Source organism: Endozoicomonas numazuensis (assembly GCF_000722635.1).
Taxonomy (GTDB): domain Bacteria; phylum Pseudomonadota; class Gammaproteobacteria; order Pseudomonadales; family Endozoicomonadaceae; genus Endozoicomonas_A; species Endozoicomonas_A numazuensis.
In genome coordinates, this window is the sequence record NZ_JOKH01000002.1 from 762,360 (window position 1) to 780,425 (window position 18,066).

At 47.9% G+C, this 18,066-nt stretch carries 19 protein-coding genes; 5 read left to right on the plus strand and 14 right to left on the minus strand.

Annotation, left to right across the window (positions count from 1 at the left end; genetic code table 11):
* Positions 1–52 precede the first annotated feature (52 nt).
* The 5 genes from bioD to bioB are packed head-to-tail and all read right to left on the minus strand — an operon-like array spanning position 53 to position 4,553.
* Positions 53–736 (minus strand): dethiobiotin synthase, encoded by a 684-nt coding sequence (gene bioD / locus GZ78_RS10715; protein WP_034835311.1) that lies wholly within the window; start codon positions 734–736, stop codon positions 53–55.
* A complete protein-coding gene (bioC, locus tag GZ78_RS10720) occupies positions 729–1,547 on the minus strand; it encodes a malonyl-ACP O-methyltransferase BioC (protein ID WP_051786050.1) in 819 nt (272 codons plus the stop codon). Before bioC ends, bioD begins: the two co-directional genes overlap by 8 nt.
* On the minus strand, positions 1,532–2,278 hold the full coding sequence (locus GZ78_RS27400) for an alpha/beta fold hydrolase (RefSeq protein ID WP_051786051.1): 747 nt from the start codon (positions 2,276–2,278) through the stop codon (positions 1,532–1,534). Before GZ78_RS27400 ends, bioC begins: the two co-directional genes overlap by 16 nt.
* A complete protein-coding gene (bioF, locus tag GZ78_RS10730) occupies positions 2,275–3,450 on the minus strand; it encodes an 8-amino-7-oxononanoate synthase (RefSeq protein WP_034835313.1) in 1,176 nt (391 codons plus the stop codon). Before bioF ends, GZ78_RS27400 begins: the two co-directional genes overlap by 4 nt.
* Complete coding sequence (bioB, locus tag GZ78_RS10735; RefSeq protein ID WP_034835315.1) at positions 3,450–4,553, minus strand: biotin synthase BioB; 1,104 nt, start codon at positions 4,551–4,553, stop codon at positions 3,450–3,452. The genes bioF and bioB overlap by 1 nt, the downstream gene beginning before the upstream one ends.
* Before the next feature lie 109 nt (positions 4,554–4,662).
* Between bioB and GZ78_RS10740 the strand changes: the two genes are divergently transcribed.
* Complete coding sequence (locus tag GZ78_RS10740) at positions 4,663–5,403, plus strand: ComF family protein (protein ID WP_034835317.1); 741 nt, start codon at positions 4,663–4,665, stop codon at positions 5,401–5,403.
* A 20-nt stretch (positions 5,404–5,423) separates the two neighbouring features.
* Here GZ78_RS10740 and GZ78_RS10745 read toward each other — a convergent pair whose 3' ends face one another.
* Positions 5,424–6,314 carry a protein kinase domain-containing protein gene (locus GZ78_RS10745; protein ID WP_034835319.1) on the minus strand — a complete coding sequence of 297 codons (891 nt, stop codon included), beginning with the start codon at positions 6,312–6,314 and terminating at the stop codon, positions 5,424–5,426.
* 190 nt (positions 6,315–6,504) lie between these two features.
* On the opposite strand from GZ78_RS10745, the gene GZ78_RS10750 reads away from it, so the two are divergent.
* Positions 6,505–7,503, plus strand: a complete 999-nt coding sequence (locus GZ78_RS10750) for a serine/threonine protein kinase (RefSeq protein ID WP_034835320.1) — start codon at positions 6,505–6,507, stop codon at positions 7,501–7,503.
* A 60-nt stretch (positions 7,504–7,563) separates the two neighbouring features.
* On the opposite strand, the gene GZ78_RS10755 is transcribed toward GZ78_RS10750, so the two are convergent.
* Positions 7,564–7,797: a hypothetical protein gene (locus GZ78_RS10755; RefSeq protein ID WP_034835321.1), complete on the minus strand. Its 234-nt coding sequence runs from the start codon at positions 7,795–7,797 to the stop codon at positions 7,564–7,566.
* Positions 7,798–7,906: 109 nt separating this feature from the next.
* Positions 7,907–10,861, minus strand: a complete 2,955-nt coding sequence (dnaB, locus tag GZ78_RS10760; protein WP_051786053.1) for a replicative DNA helicase — start codon at positions 10,859–10,861, stop codon at positions 7,907–7,909.
* Between the two features lie 237 nt (positions 10,862–11,098).
* Between dnaB and tatA the strand changes: the two genes are divergently transcribed.
* Genes tatA through tatC form a run of 3 tightly spaced genes read left to right on the plus strand, consistent with a single transcriptional unit; the run spans position 11,099 to position 12,403 of the window.
* Positions 11,099–11,320 carry a twin-arginine translocase TatA/TatE family subunit gene (gene tatA / locus GZ78_RS10765; protein ID WP_034835323.1) on the plus strand — a complete coding sequence of 74 codons (222 nt, stop codon included), beginning with the start codon at positions 11,099–11,101 and terminating at the stop codon, positions 11,318–11,320.
* An 11-nt stretch (positions 11,321–11,331) separates the two neighbouring features.
* Positions 11,332–11,628, plus strand: a complete 297-nt coding sequence (gene tatB, locus GZ78_RS10770; protein WP_051786054.1) for a Sec-independent protein translocase protein TatB — start codon at positions 11,332–11,334, stop codon at positions 11,626–11,628.
* A 34-nt stretch (positions 11,629–11,662) separates the two neighbouring features.
* Complete coding sequence (gene tatC / locus GZ78_RS10775; RefSeq protein ID WP_034835325.1) at positions 11,663–12,403, plus strand: twin-arginine translocase subunit TatC; 741 nt, start codon at positions 11,663–11,665, stop codon at positions 12,401–12,403.
* A gap of 229 nt (positions 12,404–12,632) precedes the next feature.
* Here tatC and GZ78_RS10780 read toward each other — a convergent pair whose 3' ends face one another.
* The 6 genes from GZ78_RS10780 to rpsF form a co-directional block, all read right to left on the minus strand.
* On the minus strand, positions 12,633–14,693 hold the full coding sequence (locus GZ78_RS10780) for a PhoX family protein (RefSeq protein ID WP_034835328.1): 2,061 nt from the start codon (positions 14,691–14,693) through the stop codon (positions 12,633–12,635).
* 134 nt (positions 14,694–14,827) lie between these two features.
* Positions 14,828–15,643 carry a hypothetical protein gene (locus GZ78_RS10785; RefSeq protein ID WP_034835330.1) on the minus strand — a complete coding sequence of 272 codons (816 nt, stop codon included), beginning with the start codon at positions 15,641–15,643 and terminating at the stop codon, positions 14,828–14,830.
* Between the two features lie 133 nt (positions 15,644–15,776).
* Positions 15,777–16,223 carry a 50S ribosomal protein L9 gene (gene rplI / locus GZ78_RS10790; RefSeq protein ID WP_034835332.1) on the minus strand — a complete coding sequence of 149 codons (447 nt, stop codon included), beginning with the start codon at positions 16,221–16,223 and terminating at the stop codon, positions 15,777–15,779.
* Positions 16,224–16,254: 31 nt separating this feature from the next.
* Positions 16,255–17,127 (minus strand): YybS family protein, encoded by an 873-nt coding sequence (locus GZ78_RS10795; protein WP_034835334.1) that lies wholly within the window; start codon positions 17,125–17,127, stop codon positions 16,255–16,257.
* Between the two features lie 36 nt (positions 17,128–17,163).
* On the minus strand, positions 17,164–17,388 hold the full coding sequence (gene rpsR / locus GZ78_RS10800; protein WP_034835335.1) for a 30S ribosomal protein S18: 225 nt from the start codon (positions 17,386–17,388) through the stop codon (positions 17,164–17,166).
* 79 nt (positions 17,389–17,467) lie between these two features.
* A complete protein-coding gene (gene rpsF / locus GZ78_RS10805; protein ID WP_034835337.1) occupies positions 17,468–17,905 on the minus strand; it encodes a 30S ribosomal protein S6 in 438 nt (145 codons plus the stop codon).
* Between the last annotated feature and the right edge of the window lie 161 nt (positions 17,906–18,066).

Here is an 18,066-nt window from a genome sequence, read left to right on the forward strand (position 1 = left end):
GAAACTGTTATGAGTCAGGAGCCATGAACGACTCCTGCTCTTGAGAAAAAGATCAGATATTGAGGTGAGAGAGGTCAAGACTGGCTATAGCATCAGTCTGCTGGTCATCTGAACACCAGGGGACAACACCAAGACAAGGGGCGTTAATCGAACGCTTTAACGTTTCAACATTTTCCTGAAAACGACTCATATTAGGATCAATCTGATTAGCCACCCAACCCGCCAAGTGACAACCACTTTGTAAAATGGACTCAACCGTCAGCAGGGAATGACTGATACAACCCAGCTTCATTCCCACGACCAGAATCACCGGAAGATTCATCTCTCTGGCCAGGTCCGCCAACATTTCCCGATCATTCAGAGGAACTCGCCAGCCACCTGCTCCTTCAATAAAAGAGAGATCATGACGGGTCATCAGGGCTCCACGACAAAAACCGGTCAACCGATCCACTGTCACACGCCTGCCTTCTTCCTGTGCTGCAATATGAGGAGCAACAGGCGGTTCAAACAGAACCGGGTTGACCTGTGAGTAGCCCAGCTCAACATTCATGGCACTCATCAGATTAAGTGCGTCATCATTCCTTGGGCCGTCTGGTGTGTCATCTGAACCGGCGGCTACCGGTTTCAGAGCCAGCGTTTTCAGTCCTTGCTTATTGGCCACCTGCAACATGGCACAGGTAACAAAAGTTTTTCCGGCATCCGTATCGGTACCTGTAACAAAAAACGTTCTAGGCATGATCAGGTTTTCTCAAAATCCCGTACAACACTTGATAGGACAGGGGTAAACCGGCGTCCACACGAAAAGATTCATAGGCTTCCTGCAACCGGGCCAAACGACCCCGGGTCATTAATCCAGGCTGCCTGCTGTGCACTGTATTCACCCCCAGTGCTTTCAGTTCTCTCAGTAACTGAAACAGATCAGAATAGTAAAGTGTTTCAGTCTGCTGTTTGAAAGACTGTTGCTTAAAGCTCGAGTCAAGAATCCACTGTTTCTGTTTTTCAAAACTGTCGAATCCGTTGATATGGACATTACTGTCCACCTGCTGCCAGGCCTCCCCCAACTCAGCCATAGTGCCACTAGTCAGACTGGAGAATACAAAGACACCACCAGGTTGGAGCACCCGATAGATTTCCTCCAGTACTGTTTCAAATGAGCACCATTGAATGGCCAGACTGGAGAACACCAGATCAAAGCTGTTCGACTTAAACGGCAGTGCCTCAATATCACCGGAACACCAGGCAGCCGAATCACATTGAGAACGGGCAAATTTAAGCATCCCCATGGCCAGATCAAGCCCGGTAACATAAGATTCAGGGAAATGACTGGAGAGCAATGAAGTCTGGCTACCCGTACCCGACCCAAGATCCAAAACATAGTCAGGACAACTGTCAGTGGACAGCCCCATCATAGCCCTTGCTGCAACACGATTCTGAAGCACTGCAGCTGAATCATAAGTGCTTGCAGCCCGACTGAAATTAGCAGCAACACGTTGCTTGCTGATACGGGCTTCTATCGAACAATCAGCTACTTTCAGCTTCGGTTGCATAAGCGGTTAACCTGATCAGCTACCTGTCTGATGGCCCCAGTGCTGTGATCAAGGAAGAAACAGTGGCCGCCTTCCATCATCAACACATTATGTGCAGGGTAGTCCTGCTCAATTCTCTTGCCGGTATCGGAGGGCACAAGAGCATCATCCTTTCCAAAACAATGCACTACCGGACAACGGATATCAGCCAGCTGAGAACGAACATCACTGGCCCCTAATAGTTTCAACAACTGCAAAAGAATAGTTGATTCCAGGTCAGCGTCACGACGCACAGCACTTTGCAAATTTTTAGCGACTTCTTTGCGATTGCTGTTACCCATACTGCAAAGCAGGGAAAATTGATCAACAGTCGCGGCAGAATCTTCCTGCATACCGGCGTAAAAGCTTTCGAACGTCTGCGGCAACATAGCTTCTGACCAGTCCTGGTTTCTAACAAAACAGGGGTTGCAACCCAGTGTTACCAAACCTGCTACTTTGTCTGGATTCTGACTGGCATATATTGAAGCCAGTGTCCCCCCTAAAGACCAACCGATCAGAATGACTGGAGTTTCCAGCAAATGCATGTCCAGATAGTCCAGCAGTTGCTTCCAATCATACTTTTTACGCTCCCAGACCAAGCCTGGCAGCTGAACCACAGACACTCGACCATCGCCGTCCAAAGCCTCAGCCAAGGGCTCCATAACAGTTGCAGGCATCGCCCAACCACTGACCAGAACAATGGGTAAACTCATGCTACTTCCTCCTGTAACGGGCGTACCGTTCTCTCCAGTGCATCCAGTAGCTGCTCTACATGTTGTTGTTTATGAGCCGCACTGAAGGTAATACGTAACCTTGAAGTTCCTTTAGGAACCGTGGGGGGACGAATGGCCGTCACCAGGATACCCTGAGCGGCCAGAGCTTCACTCATGGCCACAGCGGTATCAGCAGACCCGACAATAACAGGCTGAATGGGAGAGTGCGAGTCCATGAGTTTCAGCCCCATTTGCTTGCACTCTTTTCTGAAGAATTGAATCAGTTTATTCAGGTGTTCTCTTCTCCAGTTTTCTTCTTTCAAAATCCGAAGACTGGCTCTGGTTGCCTCTGCAACCGCAGGAGGCATGGAGGTTGTGTAAATATAAGTACGGGCAAACTGAATGAGTGTTTCAATCAAGGCTTCACTGCCTGCTACAAAAGCACCCGCTGTACCAAAAGCTTTACCCAGAGTACCGACCAGAACCGGTAAGTCATCCTGATTCAGGGAAAAATGTTCGGCAACACCACCCCCTTTTGCACCCAAGGCGCCAAAGCCATGGGCATCATCCACCATCAACCAGGCACTATGTCGATGTGCAAGTTCTGACAACTCTTTCAGAGGCGCCAGATCACCGTCCATACTGAATACGCCGTCAGTTACGATCAACTTGCGTCTGGCGTCCGTTCTGCTCAACCGGGCTTCAAGGTTGACCACATCATTGTGAAGATAACGCTGAAACCGAGCCCCTGATAACAACCCTGCATCCAACAGAGAGGCATGGTTCAGCCGATCCTGAAAAACAGCATCTTCTTTGCCTAACAAAGCACTGATGACCCCCAGATTCGCCATATACCCATTGGAAAAAAGCAAAGCCCGCTCACGCCCGGTAAACGCTGCCAGCTCTTCTTCCAACTGATGATGTGCACGACTATGGCCGATTACCAAATGGGAAGCACCGCCCCCAGTACCATACTCTGAAGTAGCACTTGCCATAGCAGCACTGACTTCAGGATGACTGGCCAATCCGAGGTAATCATTGTTGCAGAAAGCCAGATAAGGCTTTCCATCAACTTTCACTTCGGCCCCTTGAGGAGCTTCAAGCGTTTTTCGTGTTCGATATAGCCCTTGAGCCCGGCGAGCCTGAAGGTCCTTTTCAAGGTCAAAACTCATCAGAAAGCCTTCTGCCCCATGGGGTTACTCTTCATAGCATCAAAATAATGCTCATTGTTCAATAAAGCGTCCTGCTCTCGCAAAGGGCAAACCTCCGCCAGCTCCTGCTCTTCCAGCTTGGTAGTGTCATCCATGTTGATGCCCAGCTTGTTGAACAGCTGTCGATCACTGCTTTCTTTAGGGTTGGCAGTCGTCAGCAGTTTGTCGCCCAGGAAGATTGAGTTAGCGCCCGCCAGAAAAGCCAGAGCCTGAAGCTCATCACTCATGTTTTCACGGCCTGCAGACAGACGCACGCAGGAAGCTGGCATCATAATCTTGGCGACCGCAATCGTTCGTACAAAATCAATCCCGTCGACTTCTTCAACATCTGCCAGAGGCGTACCTTCTACACGAACCAGCATGTTGACAGGCACACTTTCCGGATGCTTGGGCAGGTTGGCCAGCTGGATTAACATACCGGCACGGTCTCTTTCTGTTTCTCCCAGACCTACAATACCGCCACTGCAGATATTCATTCCTGCATCACGCACATGGGCAAGCGTATTCAAACGATCGGAGTAAGTACGAGTAGTGATGATGCTACCGTAGAACTCAGGCGAGGTGTCCAGGTTGTGGTTGTAGTAATCCAGGCCAGCTTCAGCCAGCTCCCCTGCCTGCGCTTCATCCAGCATCCCCAGCGTCATGCAGGTCTCCAGCCCCATCTCTTTCACCCCTTTAACCATCTCCAGGATGTAAGGCATGTCTTTTGCCGGTGGGTTTTTCCATGCGGCCCCCATGCAAAAACGCGTTGCACCCGAAGCTTTCGCCTGACGAGCTTCTTCCAGCACCTTACGCACTTCCATCAATTTTTCTTTATCCAGACCGGTGTTGTAATGACCGCTTTGAGGACAGTATTTGCAGTCTTCCGGGCAGGCACCTGTCTTGATGGACAGTAGTGTACTAACCTGCACCCGATTGGGATCAAAGTGTTCTCTATGAGCCAGCTGAGCCTGAAAGATCAGATCATTGAACGGCAATTGGAACAGGGCTTCGACTTTGTCGAATGTCCAGTCATGGCGCAGTGCGCTGGAACCTGAGTCTTTGAGGCTTGAAACGTTGGTCATGTTTTTCACTGATTCTTCCCTTGGGAAGCTCTCTATTTGTTAGTTAGGCCTCAGGCCAAATATTAGAAATCAAGATTAAAAACATGACTGATGATAGTAAAATGAAATTATGCGTCAATTGTTAAAACGTAACAGCGTTTACAAGCGATTAAATATTAATCAGCTTATTAGTATAAGTTGCTTGCTTTGCAGGGCAGATACACCGATGAACAAGCCTGTCTGTAACCTTTGCATACAGGCATTACCTATAGCAGATAAGCACTGCCTGCTTTGCGGTATTCCTGTTCTGGCCAACTCTTCCGATCTCTGTGCCCGCTGTGTTCAGAAAAAGCCGGCCTTCGACATTTGCCACTCTGCTTTCAATTACGAATTTCCTGTTGACCACCTGCTCAAAAAGATTAAATACCACCAGCAACTGATCTACCTTCCTCCCCTGGCAGAACAACTGAGTCGCACCTTGCTTCACCATTACGACGGAAAAGTTTGGCCCCAGGCCATATTGCCCGTCCCACTTCACAACAAACGACTGCGAAGCAGAGGCTTCGACCAAGCATTAGTCCTGGCCAGGCAGTTGGTCAAAAACCTTCACCCCTACCAGCAAATGAAACTGGAAACCCACCTGATCAAGCGTCAAAAGCATACAGACCCACAACAGGGCCTGCAGGCCTCACAACGCAAGAGAAATATCAAGAATGCTTTTTCTCTGACGGGAACGCCAGACTATCAATATCTTGCCATTCTGGATGATGTAGTGACGACTGGGGAAACAGTATCTGAGATTACCCGACTGCTGAAACAGCAAGGTGTAAAACGCGTGGATATCTGGTGTCTGGCCAGAACACCGGTCTAAGTCAGAACTCAGGATGCAACCTATTTGAGAACGCTAAGAGCATATTGCGCTGTTGGCCGATGTTTTGGATGCCAGGCCAACATCGATTTCAATAATGGGGCATATTGTTTATCAATAGCTTCTACTTCTTTCAACCGGGTATTCAGATACTCATAATAAATGTGCTGTTTTCTCATTCTGCTCTCATCAAACCCTTCAGGAAACAGCTTATCATTGGTCAACATCTCAAACAAAATAACCCCAGCTGAAAAAACATCGGTTTTCTTGGAGATTTCCTTCCCTCCCATATAAAACATCTCAGGGGGCTTGTAACCCTCTGTACAGACTTCTTTTTGCTCTGCTGGACCAACATATTGGGACAGACCAAAATCAATAATGGTGAGATGGTGTTCATCATCAATCAAGACATTGCCCGGTTTCAAATCCAAATGCCAGATTCGTGAGTCATGTAAGTGAACAATGCCGTTCATTAACTGTAAAGCATAAGGCTTGAATTCACCGTATGGTAATCCTGCACCGGGTTCCGTCAAGAGGTCATGAAGAGTCTTTCCAGCGTAAGGCATCAACAGTGAATCATCATCCGTTTCTATCAGAGAAATGATATTCGGCCCCTGAGCTTGTCTGAGAATGTATTTTTCATCTTTTAAAAACCTCTTATTATCATCGCCAATAGCACACTTTCTCATATAGATATTTTGCCCCATAGGTGACCCCCAAATCTCACAGGTCACCAAATAATCTTCATCCTTGTGCGCCTCCTGCGAGTCCAGCAACTTCTCATTTACATTGATCAGTCTGGCCTTACCCAACACGTAATAAACGGCCTTTGATATCGCCTCACAGGCATTCTGAGAGCGGCCTTGAACAGACTGTGAAATATTTCCGGGGTAAGAGGCGCTTTGTACATCCATTATTTCGTCCTTCCTGAGATTGATATCTGCTTTAGACCCAATAGGGGTCGGAATAGTTTTCAGAACAACTGACAGAAAGGTCAGTAAAACTAACGCCGCTGAATACCCTTATGAATTGAGTGCACACCCTTGCTCCAGTTTCGTAGTAAACTGCAGCAGCTAAAGATTATTGGCCTATTGGGAGCCTTCTATGAGTTCAGAAATCCAGCACCCCTATGAGCGACTGACTCCTGACCGGGTGATGGACGCAGTGGAAAGCCAGGGGTATCTGTGTGATGCCAGAAATCTGGCTCTGAACAGTTACGAAAACCGTGTTTATCAGGTCGGTATTGAAGATGACACGCCCATCATTGCGAAATTCTATCGCCCCGAACGCTGGAGCAAGGATCAGATCCTGGAAGAGCACTCGTTCTCACTGGAATTACAGGAGATGGAGTTTCCAATAGTCGCGCCTATGCAAAATGAACATCAGGAAACACTCCATGAATTTGAAGGGTTTCAATTCGCTCTGTTCAAACGAATGGGGGGTTACCCTCCGGAACTCGACAACCTGGACCACCTGCTGATACTGGGACGGTGCATGGGAAGGCTTCACAAACTGGGCTCAGCCGAGCCCTTCCAACACCGTCCAGAAATCAGCCTGCAGAGGTACGGTACTGATAATGCAGTCTGGCTACTGGAAAATGACTTTATTCCATCCGCACTCATAGAAGCATACGAAACCCTGACCCGGGATGTTCTGGACCGTCTGTCCAAAATCGAAGCCAGTTACAATCCAGAGCTGATCCGGGTTCATGGTGATGCCCATGTAGGCAACATTCTCTGGCGCGACGACAATCCTCACTTTGTCGACTTTGATGACACCTGTATGGCTCCGGCCATTCAAGATCTGTGGATGTTTCTAAATGGTGACAGAGCCAGCCAGACAATCCAGCTGGCAGAACTACTGGAAGGGTACGAAGAATTTCACGAGTTTAATCCGATAGAACTCAACCTGGTAGAATACTATCGAACCCTCAGACTCATGAATTATTCCGGCTGGCTGGCAAAACGTTGGACTGACCCTGCCTTCCCAATGGCGTTTACCTGGTTCAACACCGAACGGTATTGGTCAGAACATATTCTGGAATTAAGGGAGCAATTGGCCAACCTGGATGAGCCACCGCTTTCGGTTTACGGAAACCTCTAAAGATCTATAATTCACCACTGGCGGACACAGCCAGTGGTTGGAAAATAATGAAGGTAATGGTTACTTTAAGGCGAGATTATTCACAATCTGAATCAGTAATTCTTCAATTTTATCGAACCGACTGTTGTTCTCTTTCTGCATGAACCCCATCTCTTTTTTCAGCAAACCAACTTCTTTTTTCTGCTCCATCTGTTCCTTCAGAATCAACGCAACAGTACCCTCTATACCAGTGAGCACCTTATCCCAGTGCTCTCGGTTTTCTTCCAGCGCTGCTACTCTGGCCTCAAGAGTCATACTGCAAACCTTTATTGTTCGTTGTTTGAGTCATGAGCATAGCAGACAAGAACAGAAACATCTGACACCAGACCTTGTCTTACAAAAAGCTATTTCAATCGCCAATCGATCACTCATCATCAAAGTTAACATAGGCATCCGGGGCAAGATTCTCAAACCGGGTGTACTGACCAATAAAGGCCAGCCTGACAGAACCAATGGGACCGTTACGCTGCTTACCAATAATGATCTCACCAATCCCCTTATACTCGGTATCAGGGTTATAGACCTCATCCCGGTAGATAAACATAATGACGTCCGCATCCTGCTCAATCGCTCCGGATTCACGAAGGTCTGAGTTCACGGGGCGTTTATTGGGTCTTTGTTCCAGAGCCCGGTTCAGCTGGGAGAGTGCAATAACCGGTACATTGAATTCCTTGGCAATGGCTTTCAGAGATCGGGAAATTTCCGAGATCTCGTTGGTTCGACCTTCACTGAATCCGGGAATCTGCATCAGCTGGAGATAGTCGATCATGATCATGGCCATATCACCATGTTCACGCACAATTCGACGAATACGTGAGCGCATTTCTGAAGGGCTGATACCTGCGGTATCATCAATAAACAGTTTCTTGTCTTTAATTCGCTCTACAGCGGATACCAGCTTGGGCCAGTCTTCCTCTTCCAGCTTACCAGAACGCACCTTGGACTGATTGATACGACCCAGGGATGACAACATACGCATCATCAACTGTTCACCTGGCATCTCAAGACTGAACACCATCACCACTTTCTCGGTATTCAGCAGTGCGTTTTCAACCAGATTCATCGCGAAAGTAGTGTTATGAACACAAAAGTCTTCTGCAACAAAGTTATGTGTACCTTCTACCGTTAAATCATAAACCTGTTTGTCGCCTTGAGGCTCAATGGCAGTAATTTTATCCCAGTAAACATCTGAATTTGATAAATCCCACAAGTAAGAGTCTGCAAAAAGCTCTGCAAAGAAAGCTACTCTCTGACGACTAAGCCCTCTTCGGCTCGCTCCACTCAAGTGGGGGTTATAATTCTCCGGGTACTCTTTACCTGCCTGGTCAAAGATCTCGCGCCAACTTCTTTCACCTTTCAGCTTCAAAATGTAGTCACACAAGCTCTCAGGTAAAGTGTCACTATTATCATGAGGTTGTTTATTTACCAATACCTGCCGAACAGAATCAATACGCTCTTCTTTGGCAAAAATACCAATCTCATCTATGAATCTCTTTATGGATGACTGGTTGAGAATTTCCAGTTCGTAAGGCACCTGAGCCTTTTCATAGCGGGTCATTTTTTCCCGGACTTTTGCATTTATTCCAAAACGAATCAGCAGGTGCTGAACCGCCCGAATCAGTTTATGGCTCGAAGATGAATAGGAGATGCGACACTGTCCATTCGCCTGAACAAACGCACTGCCATCACAAGCAAAAAGATGACTCAGGAATAAGGCAATTTGGTCTTTTTCTAACTCATAAATAATTTCTGGAATTTCTTTTTCATAAGCCAGTTTATTATGCAGCCCATGCTGCTCAAGCCAGAGAGCAACTGTACTCATACCATTCCATACAGCCTGCTTATAACTTTCAGAGAAAAGCTGCTCTTCAGTAACTTCTAGCGCCACACATAAGGGAGATACAAACTCTACACCTGGCACGGCTTTACCGTTACGCCAATAGCTCACTGTTGATTTGGCCGCGCCCAGCTTTTCTGCCAACCTTTCTCCAGTCATATTCAGCTGATCAAGGAGAAGGTTCAGCTCTTTGGCAAACTTGTTTCTTGTAACTTCTAGCTTACTACTGTCCGAAGACACTCTTATAGACGTTGTCCGGCCTTCAGATTCTATTCGTGAACACTTCACATTGCCAAAATGGCTCATAGCCTCAGTAAAGTCTCTTAATAACTCTTCATTACTGTTTGTGAAGTGCATTGAAGGCTGTGTAGTACCACCATCACCCAGAAAATAGGCCAGAGCTTTAACTTCGTGTTCAGAAAGCTTTGCTCTACCAAAGACAGGCAGAATTCTTGGAACGGCTACGCTATCGCCAACCTTAAGGTTACCAAGGGGCAGCCATCCTTGCTCCGACAGAAAAGGGTGAGTCAGCGTTGTTTCTATAGTTCGACCCAGTGCGGTTGTGACCTTGAAGACAGGTTTTAGCCCATCATCCACAAAAGCCGAAGGTGTAGCAGGCAACAACTTGAAGTCATTGCCCAGTGATAGCAGGGCGCCAGATTCTCTAAGCACCAAATCATCTATTTTGACCAGAGCACCGGATTCTGGATCAAGAACCCTGCTGCCTGCAACAATACATTTGCCCATGGAAGGACGAGCCGCGACAATGATCATATCGGACGACTGCATGCCCGATGTCATTTCATCCAGATCATTAAAACCCGTGGTAATACCGGTGATGGAATCGCCGGCATTAAAGAGCTCATCGATTTTCTGTACGGTGTTGTCCAGGATTTCTCTGACACCCACTGGGCCACCGGTTTTTGGCCGCTCTTCGGCAATATTGAAAACCAACCGTTCAGCTTCGTCGAGCACAGTCTGACTGTCTCGACCTTCCGGATTGTAAGCCGTTTCAGCCATCTGCTGACTGGCGTTAATCACCTTTCTGAGAACGGAGCGTTCCTGAATAATTTGAGCATAGGCTTCAATATTGGCAATACCGGCAACATTGGCCACCAACTCTGTGATGTAAACCATTCCACCCGCCTGCTCCAGCTCATCCTGATTTTCCAGGGTGGCGGCCATTGTCAGAGGGTCAAAGGGGATACTTTCATTCGCCGATTTAGCCATCGAGCCAAAAATGATCTTGTGGCGGGGGTGATAAAAATCTTCTGCAGTGACTTTGTCAGCCACCTTGTCCCAGGCCTCATTATCCAACAACAACCCACCCAGCACAGATTGCTCCGCCTCAATAGAATGAGGGGGAGTTTTAAGGCTTACGGTTGCCTCATCAATGGGCAATTCACTTTCTCGGGGCAGTGCTTCCAGCATGATGTCATGAATACCAAAGTCGGAACTTACAGAATAACGCAAGTCGGGCATAGGCTGAACAGGGAATTATCCCTTAGCAGGAAAAAGGCTTAAGAAGAACGACTGTACTTATTTAAGACCTTACTCTTTGCCAAGGAAGAAAATCTATTCAGGCATCTGACAGTACTGACTTCCAGTTGTAAGACAACTGTCATATTTTATCCATATAACACGATTAATATGACCTCATTCGGCTGACCACAAACAGCTGAAAGGTTTTCCACAGTCAATGTAAATGGAGTCATAACTATGGGCCTTGGCGGTATCAGTATCTGGCAACTGTTAATTGTGCTGTTAATCGTTGTTATGCTGTTTGGCACCAAACGACTAAAGGGTCTTGGCAGTGACCTGGGGGGAGCCATCAAGGGCTTCAAAAACAGCATCAACGACGACTCCAACTCTGTTGATAATGTTGCAACCCAAAGCCAGGACAGCGAAAAAAACAGGGAACTGAGTCATAACAAAGCCTGAGGGTATTCAGAGTGTTTGATATAGGCTTTGCTGAAATCCTGTTTATCTCAGTACTTGCACTGGTCGTTCTGGGGCCAGAGCGTTTACCTCACGCAATAAAAACCACCCTGCAATGGGTCAACTACCTTCGTCACAGTGCCAGCCATATCAAAGAAACCGTGCATAAAGAGCTGAAGGTAGACGAAATCAAACAGAATCTGCCGTTAGAAGAGTTGAATCAACCGCTTCAATCCCTGAAGCAGGAAGCCTCCACATTAACGGACAGTCCTTCCAAACCATCATCCGATATCAACAAAAAGGCAGCCTGACGCTGCCTTTTTTTGATGCATTTTCGAGATACTTATGACGACTGAACCCCCTGCTGTTCAATCCGAACAGCCTCTGATTCAACATCTAATTGAATTACGAACACGACTACTGAAAAGCATGATCGTCACTCTGCTGTTCTTTGCCGGGCTTTTCTATTTTTCCAGTGATATTTATGAGCTGGTTTCTGAGCCTTTGCGCCTGTTGATGCCTGAAGGTACCAGCATGATAGCAACAGACGTAGCCTCCCCTTTCTTTGCCCCTTTTAAGCTGAGCCTGGTGCTCTCCCTGTTCCTGGCTATTCCCTTTATTCTCCATCAGGTCTGGGGCTTCATTGCTCCGGGTTTGTACAGGAATGAAAAGCACCTGGCCATCCCGCTGCTCATTGCCAGCGTCATACTCTTTTATGCCGGTGTCGCCTTTGCCTATTTTGTGGTGTTCCCGCTGATCTTTGGCTTTTTCACCACCACCGGGCCTGAAAGTGTCACCATGATGACCGACATCAGCAGCTACCTGAACTTTATCCTGAAACTGTTTTTTGCCTTTGGGCTGGCCTTCGAAATCCCTGTCGCTACGGTATTACTGATCTGGTCCGGCGTCAGCACCGTTAAATCCCTTTCCCAAAAACGTCCTTACATCGTAGTGGGCTGTTTTGTCGTCGGCATGCTTCTGACACCTCCCGATGTCATTTCCCAGAGCCTGCTGGCAGGCCCCATGTGGGTGTTGTTTGAGATTGGAATTCTTTTCGCACGACTGATCCCTTCCTTGAAAAAATAATCCTGATCAAACAAAAAATGGGTTCACCCAATGATGAACCCATTTCAGGAGGCTGACCGAGAATAGCGTCCGAGCATAAAATTCAGTAGAACGAGTCAGCTTTTTAACTGGATTTGTGCGAATAGTTGACCTATTTAAGCAAATTCAGTGGAAAAGATGGCCGTTCTTTCTGGATTTTTAGGCTGGGTTGTCTATTCCCGGTCAGGCTCCTGGACAGCCTTAGTTGATCTTAGAGACCGACTTCACCACCACCGTCTTTCATAATCACAACAGTGGAAGAACGAGCCCTGTTGGCACCGCTGCTATCGGTAGCATCGATAGCACCCGCTGCTGGCCAATTACCCGGATGCTGCACATTCAGGAAGAAATTCTGGTTATCGGGCGTGAACGCCAAACCGGTCACTTCACAGTCGTTTGGACCTACAAAGAACCGCTTAAGCTGATCCTGATTACTGGAATTAACAGCCAGCATATTCTCGGTACTGTTCAACTCAGATGGTATGATAGCCAGCATCTGGTCATTAGTATTCTCATTGACACCTCCATCTGTCTGAATCCACAACAAGCCACGATCATCGAACGTCAGCCCATCTGGACTGCCGAATTCATTGGTTTCATTCAGGCCAGACAGGTTCACTAACGTGTTCGCAGATGCGAAAGAGCCAAACAGGAAAAACTCCCAGGTAAACTGACTGGGGTCAGCCCCCTCATTCCACCGAATAATATGTCCATACTTATTCCCTTCACGTGGATTAGCTACGTTGGTGTCAGTCTCTGAATTATTATCCTGATTATCACGACTGCTGTTGTTGGTCAGCGTGACATAGACAGAACCCGTTTTAGGATCAACAGCCGTCCATTCAGGGCGGTCCATAGGCGTGGCCCCCATCAGATCAGCTGCACCGGGGGTATTGAGAATGATATCTGCCTGAGTTGTGAAACCAGGCACATCACCAAGCCTTGCTCCATCTTTGGTCGTAGCATCCGGTACCAGAGGCAACCAGATACCTGCACCCTCTTCATTAAAACGAGCGACATACAAAGTACCTTTATCCATGTACTTGGCGCCGGTAGCTATACGGTCTTCAGGGTTGGCGTCCGCAGCACTCCACAGCGCTTTGGAAACAAACTTGTAGAGGTACTCAAACTGACTGTCATGACCTGAGTAAAAAACAACAGGCTGACCTTCAACCAGCTTGCCAAATGAACAGTCTTCGTGACGAAAACGCCCAAGTGCCGTTCGCTTAACTGCCCTCGCCTGAGGGTTGTAAGGATCAATCTCTACGATATAACCGTGACCATTGGCTTCGTTACGGAAGTCCTGAGTAGCATCTCCAGCACGGGGGGTTACATCAAACCGGACAAACTCACCGGTTTCATTTTCAGACACTGCAGAAACGGTATCCCAGTCATAACGTGTACCGTTTGCACTGATACCAAGGCGAAGCTGCTCTTCTGTCCAGCGACTCTTGTCGTCAGTACGAGTAAAATAACCAGGCCAGTTCTCTTCACATGTCAGATAAGTGCCCCAAGGGGTGTGGCCATTACCACAGTTGTTATTGGTGCCACGAGCCAGTGCTTTATTATTTTTCTCATCAGTGTATTTAGTGATCAGCCAGTCGCTGCTTGCAACAGGTCCTGTCAGATCCATTTCAGTAGCTGCGGTATAACGCTTGTTGTATTTACTGTTCTTAACGACGTCCCAAACACCATCAACCAGTTGAATATGAACCACTGAAACACCATGGGCGTTGATTTCTTTGCGAACTTCTTCAGCAGGACGCCTACCATTGGTATCAGTAGCTCCCGCTGGATGCAGTCTGTTCTGATCAATAAACTCATGATTCATGCAGAGCAGGCCTTCTGCGCTGCTACCCTCCAGCGGAAAGAAGTGCATACCATCATGCATCATGCCCGTTGAGTTCAGCTGATCTTCAGACGTGTTGCTGCCATCGTCTTTCCACTCATCAGCTTGATCATTCAAGGGGGTTCCCCATGGCGCCAGAACCTGGGCGGTATAACCAGCAGGTACAGACACAGCATCGGTCTTGGAACCGGAAATAGAGTCAAAACCGAGAGAGAGACCAGAGGAAGGAGGAGGGGTCACAGCATCATTAGAGTTGTCGTCATTGCAACCGGTCAACCCCAGACTAGCCAGTGCGGTAAATGCAGCCAGCGCACCCCCGCGCTTCAAAACACCCCGACGGGAAAGTTCTTTTTCCAGTACAGCCGAAATAGGCTTATTGTCACTGGAGTTATACACCGTAGGATCAAAAGTATGTTTGCTCATGTTACACCTATACTGCGAGCCAGCTTTAATTCTTGTCTAAGCGGGTGCAATTAAACGACATAAGCATTACAGCAAGATGTATTTAATGTGACAGTCTTAATTAAAATTTTCCGGGAATTGTAAGCGACTTTTCCTCAATCATCCGATTCCAGCACATCACTCTCCAAGTCACTTAGATCCGATAAATCTGACTCATCTTCTGATAAGTCAGCATGACTCACAGTACCTACAGAGCCATTCTCTGAGTCACCCACTCCCGAATTAGAAGAGACCTCCGAAACTTCCCCTTCAGTAGCTTCTATTGAAAAGTGAAAAACAGCATTCAGCCCCATAGAATGCAGCAACTCCACCAGTAGAAAATAAACCTCTCCATAATTATCAAAGCTGTGTGCCAAATCATGGCCATCCAGCCAGAGCAACATAGCATCCTGCTCGAAGCCAAGATGAATATACACCCACTGATTCTGGTTGAGAGAAACCGCCAAAAACTCCCGCCTGTTATGCCCTGTAAAATCATCTTTAGGAAGAATTTGCTTCAGTTGTTTTCTAATCTCTCTCAGCGTTGCTTTCCGGCTTCTTAAAAGATGGTTTTTCAGCCGAGTGTCTTTAACACTGATTTGATCCACCCCCTGAGCAGGCGCAGAAACAACTTGAACTGAAGGCTCCCATCCTTCAAAACCAGACTGATGCACAGCCTGTTGCATGTCCTGAAAACTGATGTTGCCCTGAGAAAGATCCAGAATAGGTGGTTCATCAGAACCTGATGGAGGCTGATAAGCCAGAAACAAACTCAACTCCGGAAGAAACTGAATACTGCCCCCCTGATGAAGCCTGCAGTTATTCCCGGCTAAAAATTGATTACACTGCCGGCAATAGAAAGGCTGGGCGTGGAGGATTGCCGACAATAGCAAAAGACTCAGCCCACAGCAGATACTTTTTTTCTTATTCATTCATCTACATCCCAGTAAGAATTCTCAGCCAATATTTATAGTTGGATTTACGGGATATGCAGAAAAAAGACAAAAAAATACCCGTGGGCCAAAGCCCACGGGTATTTTGTATCAAGCGTAGCTAAAGCTGAACTTACTCAGCTTCAACGAATACCTTGATAGTAGCTGCAACGTCAGTGTGCAGCTGGATGCCGATGTCGTATTCGCCAGTCGCACGAATAGGGCCATCAGCCATACGGATTTCGCTCTTGGCTACTTCTACGCCAGCGCCAGTGATGGCATCAGCCAGATCACGCGGGCCGATAGAACCGAACAGCTTACCTTCGTCGCCCGCTTTAGCGGTCAGGGTCAGTTCGATTTCAGCCATTTCAGCTGCACGCTTCTCAGCAGCAGCCAGCTTTTCGTTTGCAGCCTTTTCCAGCTCAGCACGGCGAGCTTCAAAAGCTTCAACATTATCCTTAGAAGCAGGCACAGCCTTGCTGAAAGGAATCAGAAAGTTACGACCGTAACCGGCTTTAACGGTAACCTTGTCGCCCAGGTTGCCAAGATTGGCAATTTTCTCAAGCAGGATAACGTCCATCGCTAGCCTCTTACCTTATACCTAGTGCCTGTCAGCCCTGAGCCTGCTGATTCACGCGGTTGCGAAAATCAAACAAACTGTCAAGACAAGCAGTCAAAACAATAACCGGGTATGCCAGTTGCGTAAGGGTGATCAGCAGCATATAGATACCAATCAACCAGAAGCTGCCCAATTGTCGCAGTTTCACCAGTCCGTGGACCAGTGACAAACCTGCGATAAACAATGGCAGTGATGCGATGGGAACCAATGCTGTCATCATAGGTGACAGTGCCGATCCCATCAAAGTTATGGCCAGAAGCAATATCCCTGCGGCAGCAGGTAAACGCACCTGACGGAATTCTTCGCCGAATCCGCCGGGGTTATAAAGACCTGACTGCCAGGAGCGCGCCAACACCAGAGCCAGGACACAAAACAATATGTGCACCCAGGCTAAAGCACCCGCAACGCCGTATTCCAGAATCTGTCTCAGATGTTCACCCAGCTGCAGCATCCCTTCACTGCTACTGTTCTGGAGGCTCTTTTTCAGAAACTCCATCACAGAGTCAGTCATGGTACTGATCATCTGTGGCGATATCTGGTACATGGCAAAAGCCACGAGGCCTCCCAGTGGCACTACAGCCAGCAGGGTTTTAGGCCATGAGACAGTCTGGCGCAGGATACAAGCCAGCAACGAAGTGGTTGCCAGCCCGATCAATACGCTGTACTGACCAAAGGCGGCCCAGACTATTCCCGGTAACAGAGCCCACATCAGGACTTTCAGCCCGTGGTCAATGCCGCGACGAAGTATCACCAGGGATACAATGGCCGCACTCAGCCAGAAAAGCATGGGAATACAAGCAAATATGACCGCCAGAAACAACGAATGTTTCGGGCTTTTCATTGCCAGTTCCGCCAGTTTACGCATCAAGCAATACCTTCAGTTCCAAAGTTTGCCGACTGATCAGTGACGATCAGTGTATGGCAGCAGTGCGATGTAACGCGCACGCTTGATAGCTGTCGCCAGCTGACGCTGATAACGGGCTTTGGTACCGGTGATGCGACTTGGTACGATCTTGCCAGTTTCAGAAACATAAGCCTTCAGGGTGTTCAGATCTTTGTAATCGATCTCTTTCACGCCTTCAGCGGTGAAACGGCAGAACTTTCTGCGGCGGAAAAAACGTGCCATTGCAACGTCTCCTTGAATTCAACAAATGGTGATGTTCTTAATTCTGTCAGCCCTGAGCGGGTACAGTATCAAGGACGACTTACTCAGCAGCTTCTTCAGCGACTTCTTCTGCAGCAGCTTCTGGAGCTTCAGCAGCAGTTTCTTCGCGACGCTCTTCACGACGATCGTCACGACGATCATCACGGCGCTCACGCTTCTCTTCAGCCTGCATCATGATGGATGGCTCGGAAACGGCCTCATCACGACGGATCACCATGTTACGGATAACTGCGTCGTTATAACGGAAGTTATCTGTCAGTTCGTCCAGGATCTCGTTGCTGCACTCGATGTTCATCAGAACATAGTGAGCTTTGTGGATCTTGTTGATTGGGTAAGCCAGCTGACGACGGCCCCAATCTTCAAGACGGTGTACCTGACCACCGTGGTCGCTGATAGCACGTGTGTAGCGCTCTATCATGCCTGGTACTTGCTCGCTCTGGTCAGGGTGTACCAGAAAAACAATCTCGTAATGACGCATTATTTGCTCCTTACGGGTTAAACAGCCTCCCACGCTTTGGACGAAACTTGCGTTCCATTCAGAGAGCAGTAAGGCAAGGAGATGGACAGGAAAATACAGCCACCCAAAAGATGCCTGCACACCACGCCCAGCATACAAAGAGCGGAGAATTCTAGAGAAGT

Bases quoted from the DNA above. Each gene is read 5' to 3' on its own strand.
- bioB (WP_034835315.1), bottom strand. From the start codon at position 4,553: ATGACCAACGTTTCAAGCCTCAAAGACTCAGGTTCCAGCGCACTGCGC.
- rplI (WP_034835332.1), bottom strand. From the start codon at position 16,223: ATGGACGTTATCCTGCTTGAGAAAATTGCCAATCTTGGCAACCTGGGC.
- bioF (WP_034835313.1), bottom strand. From the start codon at position 3,450: ATGAGTTTTGACCTTGAAAAGGACCTTCAGGCTCGCCGGGCTCAAGGG.
- dnaB (WP_051786053.1), bottom strand. From the start codon at position 10,861: ATGCCCGACTTGCGTTATTCTGTAAGTTCCGACTTTGGTATTCATGAC.
- GZ78_RS10755 (WP_034835321.1), bottom strand. From the start codon at position 7,797: ATGACTCTTGAGGCCAGAGTAGCAGCGCTGGAAGAAAACCGAGAGCAC.
- GZ78_RS10750 (WP_034835320.1), top strand. From the start codon at position 6,505: ATGAGTTCAGAAATCCAGCACCCCTATGAGCGACTGACTCCTGACCGG.
- rpsF (WP_034835337.1), bottom strand. From the start codon at position 17,905: ATGCGTCATTACGAGATTGTTTTTCTGGTACACCCTGACCAGAGCGAG.
- GZ78_RS27400 (WP_051786051.1), bottom strand. From the start codon at position 2,278: ATGAGTTTACCCATTGTTCTGGTCAGTGGTTGGGCGATGCCTGCAACT.
- tatC (WP_034835325.1), top strand. From the start codon at position 11,663: ATGACGACTGAACCCCCTGCTGTTCAATCCGAACAGCCTCTGATTCAA.
- GZ78_RS10745 (WP_034835319.1), bottom strand. From the start codon at position 6,314: ATGGATGTACAAAGCGCCTCTTACCCCGGAAATATTTCACAGTCTGTT.
- GZ78_RS10795 (WP_034835334.1), bottom strand. From the start codon at position 17,127: ATGCGTAAACTGGCGGAACTGGCAATGAAAAGCCCGAAACATTCGTTG.
- GZ78_RS10740 (WP_034835317.1), top strand. From the start codon at position 4,663: ATGCGTCAATTGTTAAAACGTAACAGCGTTTACAAGCGATTAAATATT.
- GZ78_RS10785 (WP_034835330.1), bottom strand. From the start codon at position 15,643: ATGAATAAGAAAAAAAGTATCTGCTGTGGGCTGAGTCTTTTGCTATTG.
- bioC (WP_051786050.1), bottom strand. From the start codon at position 1,547: ATGCAACCGAAGCTGAAAGTAGCTGATTGTTCGATAGAAGCCCGTATC.
- tatA (WP_034835323.1), top strand. From the start codon at position 11,099: ATGGGCCTTGGCGGTATCAGTATCTGGCAACTGTTAATTGTGCTGTTA.
- rpsR (WP_034835335.1), bottom strand. From the start codon at position 17,388: ATGGCACGTTTTTTCCGCCGCAGAAAGTTCTGCCGTTTCACCGCTGAA.
- GZ78_RS10780 (WP_034835328.1), bottom strand. From the start codon at position 14,693: ATGAGCAAACATACTTTTGATCCTACGGTGTATAACTCCAGTGACAAT.
- bioD (WP_034835311.1), bottom strand. From the start codon at position 736: ATGCCTAGAACGTTTTTTGTTACAGGTACCGATACGGATGCCGGAAAA.